Origin of the sequence: Acidisphaera rubrifaciens HS-AP3, assembly GCF_000964365.1 — a bacterium.
Taxonomy (GTDB): Bacteria; Pseudomonadota; Alphaproteobacteria; order Acetobacterales; family Acetobacteraceae; genus Acidisphaera; species Acidisphaera rubrifaciens.
Window position 1 is genome coordinate 1 of sequence record NZ_BANB01000519.1, and the last position, 1773, is coordinate 1773.

The 1773-nt window shown below is 72.2% G+C and carries 1 protein-coding gene; it reads left to right on the plus strand.

Features of this window, described 5'->3' with window-relative positions:
- On the plus strand, positions 1 to 1711 hold a 1711-nt coding region (cobT, locus tag B8460_RS13995; RefSeq protein ID WP_048862227.1), incomplete at its 5' end, for a cobaltochelatase subunit CobT.
- Between the last annotated feature and the right edge of the window lie 62 nt (positions 1712 to 1773).

The following is a 1773-nucleotide window of genomic DNA, read 5'->3' on the forward strand; positions in this document are numbered from 1 at the left end:
GGCGGCCGAGATGGCACGCCTGCGCGGCAGCGCCGACAGCCTCGCCCTGCGGCTGCGCCACCACGACGACGGCGTGCATGCCGCGCGCAGCCCGGCCCGGCGCGAGGCGCGCGACATCTATGACGCGCTGGAACAGGCGCGCGTGGAGACGGTGGGCGCCCGTCACATGTCCGGCGTCGCGGCCAATCTGCGCGCCCGCCTGACGGAGGAATGCGAGACCGAGGGCTATGACCGCATGACGCGGCGCGAGCAGATGCCCGCCGCGGCGGCGCTGTCGCTGCTGGCCCGCGAACGCATGACCGGCGAGGCCGCGCCGGAGGCGGCGCGGCGGGTGCTCGCGCTGTGGCGCGAGACGCTGGGCGAGACGGCGGACGCCGCCCTCGACGAGCTGCGCGAGGCATCCGACGACCAGCAATCCTATGCCCGCGCCGCGCGCCGCCTGCTCGCCGCCCTCGACCTCGCCGAGGCGGAGGCCGAGGCCGAGCCGGAACAGAGCAACGACGAGGGCGAGGAAGGCAGCGAACAGTCCGGGGCGCAGGACAACGCGCAGGACAGCCAGGGCGAGGCGCAGTCCGACACCGAAAGCATCCTCGGCGCGCAGCCCGACGAGATGGAGGGCGAGCCGAGCGACGAGGAATCGGGCGACGCCAGCGACGAGGAGTCCGCGGCGGCCGAAGGCGACGACCGGCCGGGCGGCCCGCAGCCGCGGCGCGAACGCGCGCTCGCCGACGACGGCACCACGTATCGCGCCTATACCCGCGCCTTCGACGAGGAAATCGCCGCCGAGGATCTCTGCGACCCGGACGAACTGACGCGCCTGCGCCAGCAGCTCGACCAGCAGCTCCAGCACCTCCACGGTGTCATCTCGAAACTGGCGAACCGCCTGCAGCGGCGGCTGCTCGCGCAGCAGACGCGGGCCTGGGAGTTTGATCTCGAGGAAGGCCTGCTCGATGCCGGGCGGCTGTCGCGGGTGATCGTCAACCCGCTGCTGGCGCTGTCCTACAAGCGCGAGCTGGACACCGAATTCCGCGACACCGTGGTGACCTTGCTGATCGACAATTCCGGCTCGATGCGCGGCCGGCCGATCACGGTCGCCGCCATGTGCGGCGACATCCTGGCCCGCACGCTGGAACGCTGCGCCGTGAAGGTCGAGGTGCTGGGCTTCACCACCCGCGCCTGGAAGGGCGGACAGAGCCGCGAGCGCTGGGTCGCCGACGGCAAGCCGCGCAATCCCGGTCGGCTGAACGACCTGCGCCACGTGATCTACAAGTCGGCCGACGCGCCGTGGCGGCGGGCGCGCAAGAATCTCGGCCTGATGCTGCGCGAGGGGCTGCTGAAGGAGAACATCGACGGCGAGGCGCTGCTGTGGGCGTATCGCCGGCTGCTGTCGCGCCCGGAACACCGGCGCATCCTGATGGTCATCTCCGACGGCGCGCCGGTCGACGACAGCACGCTGTCGGTCAACCCCGGCAACTATCTGGAGCGCCATCTGCGCGAGGTGATCCGCGACATCGAGAGCCGCGATCTGGTCGAGCTGATCGCCATCGGCATCGGCCACGACGTGACCCGGTATTACCGCCGTGCGGTGACGATCGTGGACGCCGAGGAGCTGGGCGGCACCATGATGAAAAAGCTCACCGAACTGTTCGACGAGGATGCCGACCGCGCCTGGCGCATGGCCGCGGCCGAGCGGGCACCGCTGGTCGTCTGATCCGCCACCGGCGGCACGCCCGCCAGACCGGCGGCCGTCGCGTCGCGCCCGTCCCCGCGGGC